15 protein-coding genes, 1 pseudogene and 1 riboswitch are annotated in these 18161 nt (G+C 61.2%); of the genes and pseudogenes, 7 read left to right on the forward strand and 9 right to left on the reverse strand.

Annotated elements, in window-relative coordinates; all coding sequences use genetic code 11:
- Nucleotides 1–41 precede the first annotated feature (41 nt).
- A complete protein-coding gene (locus BMX59_RS02620) occupies nucleotides 42–509 on the forward strand; it encodes a helix-turn-helix domain-containing protein (protein ID WP_092240778.1) in 468 nt (155 codons plus the stop codon).
- A complete protein-coding gene (locus BMX59_RS02625) occupies nucleotides 509–1780 on the forward strand; it encodes a type II toxin-antitoxin system HipA family toxin (RefSeq protein ID WP_093119792.1) in 1272 nt (423 codons plus the stop codon). The genes BMX59_RS02620 and BMX59_RS02625 overlap by 1 nt, the downstream gene beginning before the upstream one ends.
- Here BMX59_RS02625 and BMX59_RS02630 read toward each other — a convergent pair.
- The 5 genes from BMX59_RS02630 to BMX59_RS02650 all read right to left on the reverse strand — a co-directional run bounded on the left by BMX59_RS02630 (nucleotide 1777) and on the right by BMX59_RS02650 (nucleotide 10779).
- Nucleotides 1777–4506 (reverse strand): winged helix-turn-helix domain-containing protein, encoded by a 2730-nt coding sequence (locus BMX59_RS02630; protein ID WP_093119794.1) that lies wholly within the window; start codon nucleotides 4504–4506, stop codon nucleotides 1777–1779. The genes BMX59_RS02625 and BMX59_RS02630 overlap by 4 nt on opposite strands.
- 241 nt (nucleotides 4507–4747) lie before the next feature.
- On the reverse strand, nucleotides 4748–6112 hold the full coding sequence (locus BMX59_RS02635; RefSeq protein WP_025855569.1) for a DUF1329 domain-containing protein: 1365 nt from the start codon (nucleotides 6110–6112) through the stop codon (nucleotides 4748–4750).
- 28 nt (nucleotides 6113–6140) lie between these two features.
- Nucleotides 6141–8000 (reverse strand): DUF1302 domain-containing protein, encoded by a 1860-nt coding sequence (locus BMX59_RS02640; RefSeq protein WP_093119797.1) that lies wholly within the window; start codon nucleotides 7998–8000, stop codon nucleotides 6141–6143.
- Between the two features lie 332 nt (nucleotides 8001–8332).
- Nucleotides 8333–10015, reverse strand: coding sequence for a fatty acid--CoA ligase (locus BMX59_RS02645; RefSeq protein ID WP_093119800.1), 1683 nt, complete (start codon nucleotides 10013–10015; stop codon nucleotides 8333–8335).
- A gap of 131 nt (nucleotides 10016–10146) precedes the next feature.
- Nucleotides 10147–10779: a LysE family translocator gene (locus BMX59_RS02650; protein ID WP_093119803.1), complete on the reverse strand. Its 633-nt coding sequence runs from the start codon at nucleotides 10777–10779 to the stop codon at nucleotides 10147–10149.
- An 84-nt stretch (nucleotides 10780–10863) separates the two neighbouring features.
- On the opposite strand from BMX59_RS02650, the gene BMX59_RS02655 reads away from it, so the two are divergent.
- The 3 genes from BMX59_RS02655 (at nucleotide 10864) to BMX59_RS02665 (ending at nucleotide 13703) form a co-directional block, all read left to right on the forward strand.
- Nucleotides 10864–11829, forward strand: coding sequence for a 2-hydroxyacid dehydrogenase (locus BMX59_RS02655; RefSeq protein ID WP_093119806.1), 966 nt, complete (start codon nucleotides 10864–10866; stop codon nucleotides 11827–11829).
- 30 nt (nucleotides 11830–11859) lie between these two features.
- Nucleotides 11860–12858, forward strand: a complete 999-nt coding sequence (locus BMX59_RS02660) for a class I SAM-dependent methyltransferase (protein WP_071491171.1) — start codon at nucleotides 11860–11862, stop codon at nucleotides 12856–12858.
- Between the two features lie 51 nt (nucleotides 12859–12909).
- Nucleotides 12910–13029, forward strand: a riboswitch (yybP-ykoY riboswitch).
- Nucleotides 13030–13118: 89 nt separating this feature from the next.
- Nucleotides 13119–13703 (forward strand): TMEM165/GDT1 family protein, encoded by a 585-nt coding sequence (locus BMX59_RS02665; RefSeq protein WP_004372026.1) that lies wholly within the window; start codon nucleotides 13119–13121, stop codon nucleotides 13701–13703.
- A gap of 52 nt (nucleotides 13704–13755) precedes the next feature.
- Here BMX59_RS02665 and BMX59_RS02670 read toward each other — a convergent pair whose 3' ends face one another.
- Complete coding sequence (locus tag BMX59_RS02670; protein ID WP_071491170.1) at nucleotides 13756–14574, reverse strand: M48 family metallopeptidase; 819 nt, start codon at nucleotides 14572–14574, stop codon at nucleotides 13756–13758.
- Between the two features lie 1319 nt (nucleotides 14575–15893).
- Here BMX59_RS02670 and BMX59_RS31000 point away from each other — a divergent pair.
- Nucleotides 15894–16094 (forward strand): annotated as a pseudogene (locus tag BMX59_RS31000) (HAMP domain-containing protein); the annotation flags it as partial.
- A gap of 114 nt (nucleotides 16095–16208) precedes the next feature.
- Nucleotides 16209–16952, forward strand: a complete 744-nt coding sequence (locus tag BMX59_RS31005; protein WP_371319328.1) for a methyl-accepting chemotaxis protein — start codon at nucleotides 16209–16211, stop codon at nucleotides 16950–16952.
- Here BMX59_RS31005 and BMX59_RS02680 read toward each other — a convergent pair.
- From BMX59_RS02680 to BMX59_RS02690, 3 genes are read right to left on the reverse strand one after another with little or no spacing between them, the layout of a single operon-like run.
- The gene (locus BMX59_RS02680) at nucleotides 16949–17569 is read right to left on the reverse strand and encodes an SOS response-associated peptidase (protein WP_071491168.1); all 621 of its coding nucleotides are present in this window, start codon (nucleotides 17567–17569) and stop codon (nucleotides 16949–16951) included. The genes BMX59_RS31005 and BMX59_RS02680 overlap by 4 nt on opposite strands.
- Before the next feature lie 36 nt (nucleotides 17570–17605).
- The gene (locus BMX59_RS02685) at nucleotides 17606–17866 is read right to left on the reverse strand and encodes a putative signal transducing protein (RefSeq protein ID WP_071491167.1); all 261 of its coding nucleotides are present in this window, start codon (nucleotides 17864–17866) and stop codon (nucleotides 17606–17608) included.
- A gap of 11 nt (nucleotides 17867–17877) precedes the next feature.
- Nucleotides 17878–18060, reverse strand: coding sequence for a CPXCG motif-containing cysteine-rich protein (locus BMX59_RS02690; RefSeq protein WP_071491166.1), 183 nt, complete (start codon nucleotides 18058–18060; stop codon nucleotides 17878–17880).
- Between the last annotated feature and the right edge of the window lie 101 nt (nucleotides 18061–18161).

The following is an 18161-nucleotide window of genomic DNA, read 5'->3' on the forward strand; positions in this document are numbered from 1 at the left end:
TTATTTTTGCACTTCGCACCAAAAAGTGCAGGAATAATAGCATGGCAAAAAAAGTCGCCCCATTGCTACCCACTACCGAGCACCTGCTTTCGGATTTCGGCGAGCGGATCAAACTTGCGCGCCTGCGCCGAAAAATCACTGCCAAGCAAGCAGCTGAGCGCGCCGGCATGTCCCAGATGACACTTCGAGCCTTGGAGCGCGGCTCTTCAGGAAGCACGATGGGTGCTTACCTGGCGATATTGCAGGTGCTGGGCCTCGAAAAAGACCTGAACGCCGTCGCAGCGGACGATGAACTGGGTCGACATCTGCAGGATTCAACACTGCTAACGGGCAAGGCATCAGCGTCGCGCAGGAATAAGCCGATGGAGTCAGAGAAAGTTACAAGAAACAAAGCCACCGCCCGCAAGAAGCCACTACCGTCAAAGCCTACGCCCCCTCCCGACAAGGGCACGATCAGCAGCGACGCATTGGCCGCACTGATCCCACCACGGCAAAGGACAGACACGTAATGACCATGATTGGGGTTTATGCCGACTGGGAAGGTATCGACGGCCCCCGGCGCCTTGGTTGGCTGCACGCAAAAAAAACCCGGGTGACCGAAAAGTTCGAGTACGAAAGCGACCCTCTGGCATTGCAAGACCGGGCGCTGAACGCCGTTCGGATCGACCCGGGCATCGGCCCCTATGCAGGCGCTCAGTTCCCTGTTGAGGGGCGAAACATGTTTGGTGTCTTCAGCGACTCCTGCCCGGATCGCTGGGGGCGATTGCTGATGAAACGACGCCTGGAACGCGACATCCGCGACGGACTATACGACGCGAATACTCGGCTCGGCGAGTCGGACTATCTGCTTGGCGTACACGATCTCTTTCGCGCCGGCGCCCTACGCTACCGGCTGAACGATACCGGCAGTTTTCTCGATGATCAGGACACCATTGCCGCGCCGCCTTTTGTCGAGCTGCATACGCTGGAAAGAGCCAGTCGCGAGCTGGAAAACGACCCGGATAATCGGGCCCCAGAAGGCCGGCAATGGCTACGCATGTTGATTGCACCCGGCGGCTCCCTGGGCGGTGCACGCCCGAAAGCCAGCGTCGCCGACCACGACAACCATCTATGGATCGCCAAATTTCCCTCGACCCGCGACACCTACGATGTGGGCGGCTGGGAGCTGGTCGTCAACGCCCTGGCCAAGGCCTGCGGCCTGAAGGTCGCCTCTGCGATCGGCAAGCGCTATGCCAGCGAGTTTCATTGCTTCATGGTCAAACGTTTCGACCGGACGGCTGCAGGCGGCCGTCTGCACTTTGCATCCGCCATGACGCTCACTGGCCGAGTCGATGGTGACGACGCCAGCTCGGGCGCTAGCTACCTGGAGCTGGCTGAAGTGCTGATGCGCAGCGGCTCGAATACCGACCAGGATCTGCAAGAGCTGTGGACGCGCATCGTGTTCAATATCCTGGTTTCAAACACCGACGACCACTTGCGTAATCATGGCTTTATCCTGGAGCCAGGCAACGGATGGCGCCTTTCGGATGCGTATGACTTGAATCCCACGCCACTGGGAGATGGCCTGAAACTCAATATTACCGAATACGACAATGCGCTGGATCTGGAACTGGCGAGAGAAGTCGCCGGTTTCTTCCGTGTGAACCTCGGGAAGGCGGATGAAATCATCGCTGACTGCATCAACTCAGTCAGCCATTGGAGGACCGTGGCTCAGGCGGTTGGTCTTTCACTGCGAGAACAAGACTACATGGCTGCGGCTTTCGCAAAAGCCCAGGCCTAGCCGAGCAACCTCAGCTCCTGCGCCCGTGCCACCGCCTGAGTGCGCCGCTCAACGCCCAGCTTGCTGTTGATGTGGCTGGCGTGGGTCTTGACCGTGTGCAGGGAGATAAACAACCGATTACTGATCTCCTGGTTGGAACAGCCCTGAGCGATCAGTTGCAGCACCGCCAGCTCCCGTGTGCTCAAGGCTTCATGGGTCGACACTGTCTCCACCACCGAGGCGACGGGCAACAGCGCCAGCAGGCTCTCGTTCAAGAGGCCATGGGAATCTCTGGCGAGTTGCTCGCGCATCCAGTCCGGATGGTTTTCCAGCAGACGCTGGAAGGGTTGCAACGCGCCACCGGCCCCCGCCTCCAGCGCCTGTGCCAGCAGCGGACGCGCCTTGGCCTCCTGGCCGCTCTCCAACAGTAAATGCGCCTGCTGGGTCAGCGCCATGAGGGCGATCATCTGGCGCCCACTGTTATGCGCCTGCTGCGCCAGTTCATCAAGGCGTTGCAGCGCCGCAGCGGGCTGGTGGCGCGTGGCGTCCAACGCAGCCTGTTGCAACCCGATATGCTGGGGCAGGTGCGGATGGAATTCTGGCGCGGCGGCGGCGTGTTCGCCGTTGTAGGTCTGCCCCAGGCGGGTCAGCCAGGCGTCAGCCAGGTCGGTGCGGCCCTGGGCCAACCACAGCTCGCACTTGATCAGGGTAATCATCGCCAGGTAGTAGATCGGTGGCACGTCCCAGATATGCATCAGGCGCTCCGCCTCGGCAAGCTCGGCGAACGCCGTGGCGAATTGACCCCGACGCCCTTCGAAACTGGCGATCACGCAATGACCGATCAACACGCTGATATCGCGGCAAGCCCGGGCTTCGGCGAGACCGGCGCGCAAGCGAGCGAGACCGGCTTCAGGCTGGAGGCGCACCAACAGCAAAAAACCTTCGTAGAGCGACAACCGCGCACGCACCGCGTACAAGCGCTGCGGCGCCAGGCCATGCAGGCGCTGCAAACCCTGGCGCACTTCATCCAGGGAACGCAGGATTTCGCCGCGCGCCTGCAACACCCGCGCACGGTCGTAATGGGCCAGGGCCTCGAACAACGGGTTGCCGACCCGCTGCGCCAGTTCCAGGGATTCGCGATTCAAACCACGGGCGCGCCATAGGTCGGCATCGACGATGGCCAGGTTGGAGAGCGTCGACAGGCACATCAGGCGCTGGCCGTAACGCCGTTGCGGCAGGCTTTCCAACGCTTCGCTGCAATAGCGTTGGGTCAACTCACGATCCCCCCTGCCTCGGGCGATGATCCCGCTGAGCGCCAGCCACTGGGCCAGCATCGACTTTTGCGCGGTGGCCGATGGTGCCGGCAGGAAGCGACTGAGGTAACTGGACAATTCTTCCGCCGCGTCCAACTGGCAAGCCAGGCCCAACGCCCAGCTGTACAGCACGATCAAACGTGGCGTGCTGATCAGCAGACTGTCGGGCAGGTCCATTTTCCAGCGCAGCAACATGCCCACGTTTTGCTCGGCCAGCAGTTGTTCTTCGGACAGGTTCTGTACCAGGTTGGCCGCCACATCCAGGTGGCCGGCGCGCAACGCCTGTTCCACCGCCTCATCGATCAAGCCCTGGGCGTTGAACCAGCGGCACGCACGCAGGTGCAGGGTGGCGGCCGGCAGTACATGGCTGCTGGCGCGCCGCGTGCGCAGCAGGTCGGAAAACAGATGGTGATAACGGTACCAGTGGCCCTGCTCGTCCAGCGGCACCAGAAAGACTTGGTGGGCTTGCAGGTAACGCAGGATTTCGGCGCTGTCGTGGGCTTCACGCACAGCATCACAGAGTTCGCTGCAAAAACGATCCTGCGGGGCTGTATCGTACAAAAACGCCTGTACTTCGGCCGGCAGACAGTCGATCACTTCTTCAAGCAGATAGTCGCGGATCAGCCCTTCCCCGCCATTCAGGCTTTGCGGCAAGGTGCCGTCGCTACCGGCCTCGGAGGCGGCCAGCAACCAGAAGCGCAGGCCGGCGACCCAGCCTTCGCTGCGGCGGATCAGGTTGTCGAGGGCTTCGCCGCGCAGGGAGTTGCTGTGGCGATCCAGCACCGCCAGGGATTCGTCGTGCGTCAGGCGCAGGTCCTGTTCATTCAGTTCCAGCAGGTGGCGCGATAGACGCAGCCGCGCCAGATGCCAGTCAGGGCGCTGGCGACTGGTCACCATCACCACCAGACCATCGGGCAGATGATTGAGGAAAAACTGCAGGCAGCGGTCAAGCACCGGCCCCTGGGCCAGGTGATAGTCATCCAGTACCAGCAACAGCGGCGCACGGGTGGACAGGTGCACGGCCAGCTCGTCGAGCAGGCCGTCCAGCCATTCTTCAAAGGCAAAGGGTTGATGACGCTGGCGCATTTTCAGCAAGCCCAGGGACTGGGCGCCGAGTTGCGGGAAGAATTGCTGCAAACCATCGAGCAGGCGCTCGAGGAAACGACCGGGGTCGTTGTCCCGCGGACTCAGGCCCAACCACAGGCTTTGCCAATGGGCCGGCAGGCTCTGGCAGAACTCCACCGCCAACGAACTCTTGCCGAACCCGGCCGGCGCGCTGACCAGCAACAGGCGCCCGTCCAGCCCGGCGCTCAGGCGTTCGCACAAGCGCGGTCGCAGCACGTAGCCGTCAGGCAGGGGTGGCCTGTAGAAGCGACCTTCCAGGGTCGGGATTACCGCACTGGCAGGCCCTTGGATTCGGGACAGATCAGTCATCGCCGGGCTCTTGTAGAAGGCTGTGGTCGGCATTGCAGATGTCCGCAGACTAGCGGTAAAAGCGGCGGGTTTGTAGATCTTTGCTACAAATGACTGAAAAAGAACTGCGACAAAAAATGTGGGAGGAAGCTTGCCCCCCGATGGCGGCGGATCAGTCAATGCACTGTTTGACTGTCACACCGCTATCGGGGGCAAGTCGAATCGTCGCACCGCCCCTCCCACATTGAGTTACGCGTGCAGCTTAGCGAACACCATCCTGGCGCAGGGCCGCCGGGGTGAAGTCGCTGGTGGTCGCAGTGAAGCCGAAGTCATACGCCTGCTTCTCTTCGTTCTTCATGCCCAGTGCCAGGTAGCGGCCGGACTGCAGATCGTAAAGGGTTTCCAAGGCGTACCACGGCACTTGCTTGTCGTAGTAGTTCTCGGCATGGGCTTCGGCGACACGCCACAGTTGGCCACGGCCGTCGTAGTGGTCAATGACCGCTGCTTGCCAGGTGTCTTCGTCGATGAAGAAGTCACGCTTGGCGTAAATGTGGCGCTGGCCTTCCTTCAAGGTCGCGACCACGTGCCAGACACGGCGCAGCTCGTAGCGAGCCAGGTCCTGGTTGATGTGGCCGGCCTTGATGATGTCGGCGTACTTGAGCTTGGGATCGTCGATCTTGTAGCTGTTGGAGGCGATGTAGATCTCTTTCTTGCCTTCCAGCTTCCAGTCGTAGCGATCCGGCGCACCGTTGTACATGTCGAGGTTGTCGGAGGTACGCAAGCCGTCGGCCGCAGTACCCGGGCCGTCATAGGACACTTGCGGCGCCCGGCGCACACGGCGCTGGCCGGCGTTGTAGACCCACGCCGAACGCGGTTCCTTTACCTGGTCCAGGGTTTCGTGCACCAGCAGCACACCACCGGCCAGACGCGCCGGCGCGGTCACTTGCTGCTTGAAGTAGAACAGCACGTTGCCTGGGTTTTTCGGGTCGAAGTCTTTCATCTTGTCACGGAACACAAATTGGTCGCGGAAGTACACCAGGCTGTAGGAACCGTTGGTTTGCGGCGTGGCCTGGGTCACCAGGCGGGTCACGCTGCCACCGCGATAGCGGGTGATGTGGTTCCAGATCACCTCGACGCCGCTTTTGGGAATCGGGAACGGCACGGCGGTTTCAAAGTTTTCCAGGCCGTTGCCGCCGGACACCAGGTTGGTGGTGGTGGCGTTCTTCTTGATGGCCGCAAACACATCCGCCGGCACCGTGGCGCCGCGATGGGTCGGGTAGACCGGCATCTTGAAGGTTTCCGGGTAGCGCTTGAACATCGCGTACTGCCCCGGCGCCAGCTTGTCCTTGTATTGCTCGACGTTCGCTGCAGTGATGGTGAATTGCGGTTGCTCACTGGCGTACGGGTTAGCCAGGAACCCACGGGCGTCGACGGCGCCGGCGTTGGTGGGCAGTGGCGACCACTTTGGAATGGTGCCGGCAGCGTTGCCGGCCATTTCGGCGCCCATCGGGGTCAGGGTCGTGCCCAGCTTGGCAGCTTCATCCGCCGAGACTGCCGCCATGACGTTGCTCGCCAGGATCGACAGCCCAAGCACACCCACGTGCAACAGACTTTTGGTTATTTTCATGTTCTGGTCTTCCTGAAATGCAGTGTGCTTAGAAGTTGGCGCCGAAGCTCAAAGCGACAAAGTCGCGGTCATCCACCGTACTGAACTTGCCACCAAAGAAGTTGGTGTAGGCCAGGCTGGCGGTGTAGGTGTTCTGATACTCGGCATCCAGGCCCAGGCTGACCGCCTTGCGACCTTCTTCGAAGTTACCGCCAGGGCCTGGCGAGTAACCTTTGACGTCGTGGGACCACGCCACGTTTGGCTTGAGGTTGACGCCGGCGAACACGTCCGGGTATTCCCAGATGGCGCGGGCGCGGTAGCCCCAGGAGGTGGCGGTGGTGTAACCGTCGTTGTTGCAGTTGGTGTTCAAACCTGCCGCATTGGGAAGACCGGCGCCGGTGGCCGTCGAGTTGTTGAGGGCGTTGCAAAACCCACCTGGCAGACTACCTGGGCCAAACACCGGATCACGACCGTAACGGGCCTCGGACTTGCTTTCCAAGCCGCCCACATGGGTCACACCAATCTCACCGACGGTTGTCAAGCGGCTGGCGCCCATCACCTGATCGAAGAAGTGCGTGAAGGTGGTCTGGAACTGAGTCACTTCCTTGCGGTTATAGCCATGCAAATCCTGGCCAGGCGTCCCTTTCAGCACGGACGCATTGCCAAAGCCAGGAATGGGCGTGACACCGGCATACAGGATATCGGTCGTGCTCAGTTGCACAGGCGCATTCGGCCGGTAGCTCAACTCACCGCTCCAGGCCGTGCCCGTAGGTAGCGTGGTGGAGAAGCTCAGGCCGTAGAGGCGGATATCTTCCGGGTACTCGACGAAGTAGTTCGAGCTACCGGCTACGATCAGCGGACGCAGCGCAGCCAGCGGCCCCAGCGGACGGGTATAAGCGGACGACGGTGCACCTTGAGCACTGAAGATCGGTGCACGGCTGTGATAGTTCATGAAGTAAGCGCCGAACTCGGTATCCAGCGGCTCGAAGTTGTAATGCATGGCCACGCCAAATTGGCCACTGTCCCGCGCATCGCGGTCGGGACCACGACGTACCAGTACACCTTCGTTATTGACGTCTACACCCAGGGCATTCAAGGTCGGTAAAGCGGCACCCGGAATGGTCGAGCGCTTGTTGAGCACTCGCAGGTTATCGCTGCAACCGTCAGATATCACGTCAGGCTGCGAGAAGAATGTACCGCAGTTATCGGTAACGGTCTGGTCCCACTCCAACTGATAGAACGCTTCCGCCGACAGGTTATCGGTCAGGGTTTGCGACACGTAGAACATGTTGACCGGAATCAAGCCTTCCTTGATCTCAGCCCCCGGACGACGGAACGCAGACACGTCGATCGGGTTGATGGAGTTGATGCCGCCGCCGATGAAGGTACTTTCACCCCAGCTCACCACCTGCTTGCCGAAGCGCACGTTGCCCGGCAAATCGGCAATGTTGTAGTTGTGGTAGATGAAGGCATCGAGGATCTGCCCGCCAGAGGACTTGGCGCCTTCTTTACGGTTGTTGTCACTGATGTCCTTGAAGGGGCGACTTTCGTCCTTTAGCTCAAAGTCATACCAGTACTTGCCTCGTACAAAAACACCGGTGTCTCCGTACTTCAGTTCCAAATCATGGATGCCCTTGAAGATCTTCGAGAAGGTCTCACCGCGCTTGAAGTTAAGGTGGCCGTCATCGGAAGTCTGGGACAGGCCACGACCACCGTTGTTCGCACCAATGAGATCTTTGTTGGGCTTGGCCGTCGACCAGCTCGCCCCCACGGAAAGCGACGAGTCAAAGCTCCCTTCGATTTCACCAATGTTGAAACTGACGCCGAATGCGGGCCCGGCGAGCGTAGAAGCGAGACTGACGGCCAGGGGCAGTCTTGCCCGGCGCCAGAACTGGTTTACTGAGGTCATCGACGCTACTCCATGTGCATTTTATTGTTATGGCAGTGAGTTCTTTCTGTGATGCGTGTAACGGCCGGAATACAACGATTCCAATGCCGCTCGGCAGCCGAGCCCCCATGGCCCGAAGCGGAACATCCGTGAAAAACTCTGGAAGGGACTATAGCCAGCAGGGGGTAGTGCTTGATCCCTCTAAAGTGTGATTTGCATCACCGACCCGTCTGCCACGACCCTTTCGCCACGTCGGCGAAGGCCGACGCGGCAAGGATGGCTGAAAATCGGCAAATCACAAGTCAAGGCGCGAGATAGAGCATTGCCGTGCCACAAGGGCGCGGCGAATCAGCTCACAGGGTGGACAGGAACGTGCTGTTGTTGGCCTGCCATTCGATGATGTCGATACGGATACGTTTTTTGTCGAGTTTTCCTACGCTCGTCTTGGGAATTTCAGTAACAACGGCAATCTGGCTCGGAATCGCCCACTTGCTCAAGTGGCCCAGTTCCACGAACGGCTTGAGGTGTTCCTTGAGCTCGCGAGCGCCTATCACATGGCCATCACGCACCACCAGCAAGGCAAATGGGCGTTCACCCCACTGCGGGTCGGCAATGCCCACCACCGCTACTTCGCGTACCGCCGGGTGACGGCTGACCAGGTCTTCGAGGGCCAGGGACGAGATCCATTCGCCGCCGGTCTTGATCACGTCCTTGATGCGGTCGCGAATATCAATCACCCCAAAGGCATCCAGGGTCGCCACGTCGCCGGTGTGCATCCAACCACCGGCCCACAGCTCGGCGCCCTTTTGCGGCTCGTTGAAATAACCCTCGCTGAGCCACGGTGCGCGCAATACCAGCTCGCCCTGGGACTCGCCATCGGCGGGCAGGAAGTTGCCGTCGCCGTCGATGATCGCCGCTTCTACCAACGGCCCGGGCACGCCGGCCTTGATGCGGTACGTGGTGCGCTCATCCTCGTTGCCCGCCATCAATTCTTCGTTGAGGTGGGCGCAGGACACCAGCGGCCCGGTCTCGGACATCCCATAGGCCGCAGTCAACTGAATGCCACGGGCCTTGGACGCTTCGTACAGCGAACGGTTGAGCGCACTGCCGCCGATGACGATTTTCCAGCCACCGAAATCCACATCCTGGGCGGCCTTGGCGTTGAGCACCATCTGCAGGATGGTCGGCACGCAGTGAGAGAAGGTGACCTTTTCCTTGCGCCACAGCTCCACCAGGTATTCCGGGTCGTAGCGACCGGGGTAGACCTGTTTCAGGCCGAGCATGGTCGCCACATACGGCAGGCCCCAGGCGTGCACGTGGAACATCGGCGTGATTGGCATGTACACATCGTTGGTGCCCAGCAGGCGCACACTGTCGACGCTGCCCATGATGGTCGCCACGCCCATGGTGTGCAGCACCAGTTGGCGATGGGTGAAATACACACCCTTGGGGTTGCCGGTGGTGCCGGTGGTGTAGAAGGTGGTGGCGACAGAATTTTCGTCGAAGTCCTGGAAGTCGTACTTCGGGCTGGCGGCGGCCAGCAGGGTTTCGTACTCGCCCACCAGGTTGGGCAGCTCGGCAGTCTTGGCCTCGCCATCGGTGAGCAGCAGGGTCTTGTCGACGGTGGTGAGCTGCCCGGCAATCGCCTGGTAAAGCCCCACGAACTCGCTGTTGACCAGCACGAAGCGGTCCTCGGCGTGGTTCATGGTGTAGAGGATCTGTTCCGGCGAGAGGCGCACGTTGATGGTGTGGATCACCGCGCCGATCATCGGGATGGCGAACATGCATTCCAGGTAACGGTGACTGTCCCAGTCCATCACCGCCACGGTATCACCGGCCTTGACCCCGGCGTCAGTCAGCACGTTGGCCAGGCGCGCAACGCGCTCGATCAGGGTCGGGTAGGTGTAACGCAGTCTGTCGCGGTAGATGATCTCCCGGGTCTTTTCATAGCGGGTGCCGGACATCAACAGGCGTTTGATCAACAGCGGGTATTGGTACGCACCTTCGGCGGGCGGGATAACACGGGTCTGCAACATACGAATCCCTTTTCTGACTGCACGGTCTTGGCTTGAAGACCTGCACTTTAGAGACCTTATGTTTCAGCCAAATCAGCCAAAGGAATGATTTGCAGACCCCAGCGAATGCTAGCTTTGCGCCAGCATCCGGCTTATTTCATGCTGGTGAAGGCCAGCTTGACCCCAATCGCAATCAACACCGCGCCCATGGTCCGATCGAACCAATGCCCCATCCGCGCAAACCCCGCACGCACGCGCTGCTGGCTGAACAACATCGCCACCAGGCAGAACCACAGCGCCGTCGCCACCGCCAGGTACACACCGTAACAGGCCTGAATCGCCAGCGGGGTGTGCGGGTTGATCACCACGGTGAACAACGACAGGAAGAACAAGGTGGCCTTGGGGTTCAGGCCATTGGTCACAAAACCAGCAGTGAACGCCCCACGCGGGGTGCGTTCGCCCGCCTCGCGGTGCAACTCACCTTCAACAGGTGGCTTGGCCGGCTGCGCGCGCAGGGCCTTGAAGCCGATGTACAGCAGGTAGGCCGCCGCCGCCCACTTGAGTGCGTTGAACAGCACGATGGACTGGGACACGATCAAGCCGATGCCGAGCAACGAGTAGCCCACGTGCAGGAAAATCGCCGAGCCCACGCCCAGTGCGGTCCAGGTACCGGCGCGGCGGCCGTGGGTCACGCTTTCACGCACCACCACCGCGAAATCCGGACCGGGGCTGGCCACCGCCAACAAGTGAATCAGAGCTACGGTCAAGAACTCGGCGGCGTACATACTCACTCCATTAAGTAACGGATTATTTCATCTGATAGGCTCGGCAGATTACGCCTTCGAACCCTGTCGCAAAAGGTACAGTTGATGACGAACAATCGCCGCGCCGTCTTCCTTGATCACCCGTCCCTGGACCTGGGGGACCTTGACCTCAGCGAATTGCGCAACAGCTTCAGCGAGTTGCAGTTGTTTACCGACACCACACCACAGAACGTGGTTGAACGCGTGCAAGGCGCCCACGTGGTAATCAGTAACAAAATCGCCCTCAATACCGAGACCCTGGCGGCCTGCCCCGAGCTCAAGCTGATCCTGGTTTCAGCCACCGGCACCAACAACGTCGACCTCGACGCCGCCCGCGCCCACGGCATCACCGTGAGCAACTGCCAGGGCTACGGCACGCCGTCGGTGGCCCAGCACACGATCATGCTGTTGCTCAACCTGGCGACGCGCTTGAAGGATTATCAACGGGATGTGAGCGCCGGCAAATGGCAACAGGCCAGGCAGTTCTGCCTGCTGGACCACCCGATTGTCGAACTCGAAGGCAAGACCCTCGGCCTGCTCGGCCACGGTGAACTGGGCGGCGCCGTGGCGCGCCTGGCCGAAGCCTTCGGCATGCGTGTGGTGCTGGGTGCGATTCCGGGGCGGCCTGCCCGCGCCGACCGCGTGCCACTGGATGAACTGCTGGCGCAGGTCGACGCGCTCACCCTGCACTGCCCGCTCAACGAACACACCCGCGACTTTATCGGCGCCCGCGAACTGGCGCTGCTCAAGCCCGGCGCGTTTGTGGTCAACACCGCGCGCGGTGGCTTGATCAATGAGCAGGCCCTGGCGGACGCCTTGCGCAGCGGCCATCTGGGCGGCGCGGCCACCGATGTACTGAGCGTGGAGCCGCCGGTGGAGGGCAATCCGCTGTTGGCCGGTGACATCCCTCGGCTGATCGTGACCCCGCACAACGCCTGGGGCAGTCGCGAAGCGCGGCAGCGCATCGTCGGCCAACTGGCGGAAAACGCCCGGAGCTTCTTCAGTGGGGCCCCGCTGCGCGTCGTCAGTTGATAAACTGCGCCCCTTTTCAAGGAGCAGACCATGGATCCGCGCAGTGAAGTACTGCTTCGCCAGGCCGAACTTTTTCAAGGCAACCTGCTGTTGGTGGGCTTGCCCGCCGACGATCTGCTCGGTCGCCTGCCCAACGCCCACGGCTGGAGCTGGCATGCCGGCGACCAGGCAGCACTCGACGCACGTTTCCCTGAGCGCAGCCAGTTTGGCGTGAACGTGCCTGACAGGGCGTTTGATACGGCGGTGATCTTCCTGCCCAAGTCCAAGGACCTGACCGACTATCTGCTCAACGCCGTGGCCGCCCGTTTGCCCGGCGCCGAGCTGTTCCTGGTCGGCGAGAAAAAGGCCGGGATCGAAAGTGCCGCCAAACAGCTAATCCCCTTCGGCAAACCGCGCAAACTCGACAGCGCGCGGCATTGCCAACTGTGGCAGATCACCGTGGTCAACGCCCCCCAAGCGGTCGAGCTGGAGAGCCTGGCGCAGGTCTTCGAAGTGCCATTGACCGAAGGCCCGCTGAAGGTAGTGAGCTTGCCGGGGGTGTTCAGCCACGGCCGTCTGGATCGCGGCACCGAGCTGCTGCTGGAGCACCTGGACAAACTGCCGAGCGGACATCTGCTGGACTTTGGTTGCGGCGCTGGGGTGCTGGGGGCTGCGGTCAAACGGCGCTATCCGCACAACACGGTGACGATGCTCGACGTGGACGCCTTCGCCGCCGCCAGCAGTCGCTTGACCCTGGCCGCCAATGGTCTGGAAGCCGAGGTATTGACCGGCGATGGCATCGACGCGGCACCGATGGGTTTGAACGCGATTCTGAGCAACCCGCCGTTCCATGTCGGGGTGCACACCGATTATTTCGCCACTGAGAATCTGCTGCGAAAAGCGGCGAAACACTTGGCAAAAGGTGGGGAACTGCGCCTGGTTGCCAACAGCTTCCTGAAGTACCAGCCGCTGATCGAGGAGCATCTGGGTGTGTGTGCAGTGAAGGCCGAAGGCAACGGTTTTCGCATCTACCGTGCCAAGCGCGGCTGACGGGCGTTTGAAAAAGAAGGCTTGCCGAATGGATTTTGCCTAGGCAGAATCCGCAGCGTCCTAGGGGAGTAGTCTCCCACGAGCGCCACGCTCGTCCGGCATACGTCAACATACTTGGTCAGCAGACCATGGCGTATGCGACCCAGGAGTCCGCACAGACGGACCGGGGTTTGACAAGACCTATGACACGCACACCTTACCCGGGGCGGGAAGGCTGTACGTGTCATAGCCGTGTCGACCCGCCCCTGGAAACCTACCTGATGCTGGATTCATTGCTCGTACCCACCGCAATCGTTGCCTTGGCCGAAATCGGCGACAAGACGCAACTGCTCGCGCTCATCCTTGCCGCACGCTTTCGCAAACCCTGGCCGATCATCGCCGGCATCGTTGCCGCGACCCTGGCCAACCATGCGGCGGCCGGTGCCGTGGGGGCGTGGTTCGGAAGTTTCTTCTCGGATGCGGTGTTGCACTGGATCCTGGCGGCAAGCTTCTGCGCCACGGCGCTGTGGACCTTGGTGCCGGACAAACTCGACGATGACGAAGCCAGCACCACACGCAAATTCGGGCCGTTCCTGACCACGCTGATCGCGTTCTTCCTGGCGGAAATCGGTGACAAGACGCAGATCGCCACGGTGATGCTGGCGGCGCAGTATCCGGAGCTGTGGCTGGTGATCATCGGCACCACCCTGGGCATGCTGATTGCCAACGTGCCGGTGGTTTTGGCGGGGAATTTCGCGGCGGAGAAACTGCCGTTGACGTTGATTCGTCGCTTGGCCGCTACAGCGTTTTTCATCCTGGCCATTGTGGCCGTGTACAAAGCCATGCAAAGCAGCGGGTGGATCTAAGGGTTCCTGTGGGAGGGGGCTTGCCCCCTTCCACATTTAGATCTTCAAAAGGTCAGGATTTCTTGGCCTGCTGGTACAACGGCATCACCTTCGGAATCGCCGCCTGCAACGAGGCGATTCGGCTGTCGGAAGCCGGGTGAGTACTCATGAACTCCGGTGGTGCGCCTTCCGAAGCCTTGGCCATCTTGTTCCACAGCGTAATCGCCGCGTTCGGGTTGTAGCCGGCACGGGCCGCCAGCTCCAGGCCGATCAGGTCCGCTTCGTTTTCATTGCTGCGGCTGTTGGGCAAGGTCATGCCGTAGTTGGCCACGGTATCGGCCAGGGCCAGGCTGTCCTGGCCGAGGCCGAACAACGCACCGGCCCCCTGCTTGGCCATCTCGATCCCGTAGGCCTTGGACATGGCTTCGCGGCCATGCTCACGCAAGGCGTGGGCGATTTCATGGCCCATCACGGCGGCCAGCTCGTCATCGGTGAGCTTGAGGTTGTCGATCAACGCGCTGTACACGAAGATTTTGCCGCCAGGCCCGCAGTTGGCGTTCATCTCATCGCTCTTGATCAGGTTCACTTCCCACTTCCACTGCGCCGCATCCGCACGAAACGTCGGCGCCTGGGCGATCAAGCGGTTGGCGATGGCCTGCACGCGCTTGGCGTTGGCGCTGGTCTTGTCCAGTTGGCCCTTGCTGCTGGCCTCCCCCAGGGTCTGCTGGTAGGACTGGGCATACATCTGGTCGACTTCCTGGCTCGACAGCATGCTGAACATGTACTGCTTGCGCTCTACCCCGACAGCACCGCCGCTGGTGGTATTGACCGACTGACACCCGGCCAGCAGCATCGCCGCGACCAAACCACTTATCACCAATGACTTCTTCATCAATACTCTCCCTGATAGCAAGCCCTTAAACATGGCGCGTATCGTAGGCGCACATTTGTATCGACGCCAGATACACCAGACATGTAACCGCTGATTTTCCGATACATCTCACATGTCAGCGGCGGCGCCGAGCATTCTGTTTGCGACACAGCCCCCTATTTTGCCGGCGCCCCCCTCATGCCCACCTCGCCCTCGGCCGATACACAAGACAGGCCCTCTCCCCTGCGCCCGGAGCTTTCATGAAATTCAAGTCGATTCAATTTTCTGTCGCGGCCCTGGCCGGGGCCATTGTCCTGAGCGTAGTGGCGGTGCTGGTGCTCTACGCCTTGTTTGCCGGCGCGCGCACCCAGGAGATGGTGCAGAAGCGCACCCAGGTGCAGTTCGAACAGATTATCGAACAGCGCCTCACCGCCCTGGCGCAAACCCAGGCCACGCTGATCCAGCGTGAATTGGAAGCGCCGTTGGTAACCGCCAAAAGCCTGGCCACTACCAACGCACTGCTCGGCATGAAAGACGCGAAGGGTGAACCCGCTCTGCAGATTGGCCGCGAGCAACTGATCAACCTGCTGCACGAAACCGTGGTACGCAATCCAAAAATCCTCGGCGCCTACATCGGCTGGGAGCCCAACGCTATCGATCACAACGACGCGGCCTACGTGAACAGCCCGATTGTCGGCATGGGCGCCGATGGACGTTTCCTGCCGTGGTGGTACCGCAACGCAGATGGCAGCCTGGGCATGGATAAACTGGCCGACGTGGCCGACCAGAAAATCCTCTCCACAGGCGTGCGCGCCAGCGAGTACTACCTGTGCTCCAAGGAAAGCAAAAAGGCCTGTGTTATCGACCCCGCGCCCTACAAGGTGGGCAACGCGATGGTGATGCTGGCCTCGTTTATCGAGCCAATCATGATCGATGGCACGTTCCAGGGGATCGTCGGCGCCGACCTGTCGGTGAACTTCATCCAGGACATGCTGACCGGGGCCGACCAGAAACTCTACAACGGTGCCGGTGAACTGGCGCTGATCTCCAGCAACGGCCGCCTGGTGGCCTACACCCAGGACGCCAGCAAACTCGGCGAAAAGGCCAGCGACCTGCTCGACAGCAATGAACTGGCCAACCTCGGCCAGCTGAAAATCGGCGAAGTGCGCTACGACATCGACAAGGAGCACGGGCATATCGAGTTGTTCCTGCCGTTCAACATCGGCCAGACCGATGCGCGCTGGACCTTGATGATGCAGCTGCCTTTGAGTGCCGTAATGGCCGACTCGCAGAAACTGCAAAGCGACCTGGAAACCCAACGCAGGACCGATATTTTCGGCATGACCATCGCCGGCCTGCTGATCGCCGGTATCGGCCTGCTGGTGATCTGGCTGGTAGGCCACGGCATCGCCCGGCCACTCAAGCAAATGGTCGCGATGCTCAATGACATCGCCCAGGGCGAAGGTGACCTGACGCGGCGCCTGACCAGTGATCGCGCCGACGAACTGGGCGCGATTGCCAACGGTTTCAACACCTTCCTGATCAAGCTGCAAGGCATGATCACCCAGGTGGTGAGTTCGGTGCAGAAGGTCAGCGACTCGTCGGAGCACACCGCTGATATCGCGATCCGTACCAACCAGGGTGTGCATAAACAGATGGTGGAGATCGACCAGGTCGCCACCGCCGTGCATGAGATGACCGCCACTGCGCAAGACGTTGCACGCAACGCCACCCAAGCCGCACAGGCCGCCAGCCATGCCGACCAGGCCGCGAGCCAGGGCATGCGTATTGTGCGTGACACCTCCACCTCCATAGGCGCGCTCGCCGAGGAAATCGGCAAGGCCGTCGGTGTGGTGCAAACCCTGGCCAAGGACAGCGAAAACATCAACGCCATCCTCACGGCGATTCGCGGGATTGCCGAGCAGACCAACCTGCTGGCACTCAACGCCGCCATCGAGGCGGCGCGGGCCGGCGAGCAAGGTCGTGGTTTTGCCGTGGTCGCCGACGAAGTGCGCAACCTGGCGCAGAAGACGCAAAAGGCCACTGAAGAAATCCAGACCATGATCCAGCAGTTGCAACAAGGCACGCGGGATGTGGTGCGGGTGATGGAGGACAGCCAGAACCGCACCGATGAAAGCGTGCAACACGCGGCCAAGGCGGCCGAAGCACTGGAGACCATCACCCAGGCGGTGTCGGTGATCAACGACATGAACACCCAGATCGCCAGTGCCGCCGAGGAGCAGAGCGCGGTGGCCGAGGACATCAATCGCAACGTGATCAATATCGGCCAGGTGGCCAATGAAGTGGCGGGCGGCGCGGATGAATCCAGTGCGGCCAGTGCAGACTTGACCAAGTTGGCCGAGCAGCAGCGCCGGCTGATCAATCAGTTCAAGGTTTAAGCCGGGGTCAGGCACTCCGGCCCGTTAAGCTTGGGATCATTGACCATGTTGGCCAGGACCCGCTCGCGCAACGCGCTCGGCTCGCTGGCCAGCAGGCCTTGCAACACATGCAACGGCGTCTCGGGGTCGAGCCAGGCTGCCTGTCCGGCCTCATCCAGAATCAGTGGCCGACGCTGGGCCTGCGCGGCCTGGGTCACTACCGCGGTGCTCAGCCACACCTGTTCCTGCACCGGGTAGGCCTCCCAGATCGCGGCAAAAAACAACGTGGAGCCCTCCCCCGGTGTCAGCCAGTACGGGCGCTTGCGCTGGGTGCCACGCCATTCGTAGAACCCATTGGCCGGTAGCAGGCAGCGACGCTGGCGGAACGCTTCGCGAAACATCGGCTGTTCGGCCAGGGTTTCGGCGCGGGCGTGGGCGGGGGTACGGGAAAGATCGGTCAACCAGGGCGGGGTGAGCCCCCAGCGGGCGCGAGCCAGGGTGCGCTGGCCGTCGGCGGCGCGCTGGATCAGCACAGAATCATTCGGGGAAATGTTCCACTGGGCCTGCTGGTCGGCCGGAAAGCCCGGCAGGGCAGCAAAAGCGGGGGTCCAGCGAAACAGGGCATAACGTCCACACATGGGGTAACACGACTCTTGGGTAAACCGACCGACAGCCTAACAGACCAGCACGTCGGGGAAGCTGTCGGGTTCGTCGCCCGGCAACGGTTGTGCGCCGATATAGGCGGTAATCAACTCGCGGGCGTACAGGGCGCGGTCATTGTCCACCTCCAGGCCCAGCAGGCCGAAGATGGGCAATTCGCCGGTGCCACCGAGCAAATGACGCCCCACCAGGTGCGCCTCGATACCTTCGCTGGCGAGCATCTGTTGCAGCAGCTCGCCCTCCATCAGGTTTTCCGGTTCGTAGATTCGTTGCATCAGCGTCCCCGCTATTCGTTTTCACTACGGGTTTCAAGCATCCATTCTTCGCCATGTACCTGCAGATCGAAAATGATCGGTCGGCAGCACACCTGGCAGTCCTCTATATAAACCTGATCCCCCCCGGACAAATCCACCGTTGTCTCGACCACTTCACCGCAATAAGGACAATCGTACGTCGCGTTTTCCAGCATCGCAGCCTCCAAGGTGACTTGTGCGTATAATCGCCGGTCTATTTACAGGGCTATTTTTGGCCGAGCCCATTACTCGGGCCGCACCCTGGTATTTCCTTTAC

Source organism: Pseudomonas sp. NFR09 (assembly GCF_900111535.1).
GTDB classification, from domain to species: domain Bacteria; phylum Pseudomonadota; class Gammaproteobacteria; order Pseudomonadales; family Pseudomonadaceae; genus Aquipseudomonas; species Aquipseudomonas extremorientalis.